This is a genomic window from Ruegeria sp. BHSA118 (genome assembly GCF_059613405.1).
Window position 1 is genome coordinate 1 of the sequence record NZ_JBXWSM010000169.1, and the last position, 1,179, is coordinate 1,179.

Annotated in this window: 1 protein-coding gene; it reads right to left on the bottom strand. The window is 56.6% G+C overall.

Features of this window, described 5'->3' with window-relative positions; genetic code table 11:
* Positions 1-1,179: hypothetical protein (locus AC2FNN_RS21695; protein WP_496760604.1), on the bottom strand; the 1,179-nt coding region annotated here is incomplete at both ends.

The following is a 1,179-nucleotide window of genomic DNA, read 5'->3' on the forward strand; positions in this document are numbered from 1 at the left end:
TTTCAACCGCTACCACGTCAGCGACGGTGTTGGAGCTGATAAACACACCATTGGAATCCGTGACCCATTCACCGTAGGACCCATCCGCATTCTTCCACAGCACCCGGTAGCCGCCACCTGAAGCCTCGGCGTGAATGGCCTGCCAGCCGGAGAAGCTGTTCGGTCCGACGGTGGCGTTGTTGAATGTCAAGTTGGTAGTGCCGCCAATCAGATACTCACCTTGGGTTGTCGCCCCCAGCGTTGTCGCGCCGCTGGATTCAATGCTGATCGTTCCATGCCCCGTCAGCCCGTCATTGTTCAGGTCAACGCCATAGAAGACCTCTACATCCGCAACATTGCTGATTGTTGTGCTGCTCTGGAATTCACCAGCCGCATTCGTCGTCCATTCACCGTAGGACCCATCCGAGTTCTTCCACAACACCCGATAGCCGCCACCGGATGCCTCGGCCTGAATGGCCTGCCAGCCCGCGAAGCTGCCAGGACCGGCATTAACCTGGTTGAACGTCAAGTCGATGCTGCCGCCGATTACATATGCGCCATTGGTTGACGATCCCAGCGTCGTGGAACCGTTGGATTCGATGCTGGTCGTGATATGGCCGATTTGCCCATCATTGTTCAGATTTGCGCCATAGAAGACCTCGACATCCCTAACGTCGTCTACGGTGCGGCTGCTGACAAAACGACCACTGGCATCCGTCACCCATTCCCCAAACGTGCCATCCACGTTTTTCCACAGCACTTTGTAACCGCCGCCCGAAGCCTCGGCCTGAATGGCCTGCCAGCCGGGAATACTGCCCGGGCCGGCTTTGGCACCGTTGAGGGTCAGTTCAATGGTGCCGTTAATCAAATACGAACCCAGGCTTGACGAAACGAGCGTCGTGGAGCCGTTGGTTTCAACCGTGACCGTACCATGACCCGTCAGCCCGTCATTATTCAAATCAGCACCATAGAAGGTCTCAACATCAGCCACGTTGCTGATGCTGCTGCTGCTGAGGAACTGACCATTGGCATTGACGGTCCATTCCCCATACGTCCCATCGACGTTTTTCCACAGCACTTTGTAACCGCCGCCCGAAGCCTCGGCCTGAATGGCCTGCCAGCCGGCAATCGTGTTTTGACCAACCGCCTGGCCATTATATACCAGCGTCACGTTCGAGCTGCCTGCATCCAGAACGTAAA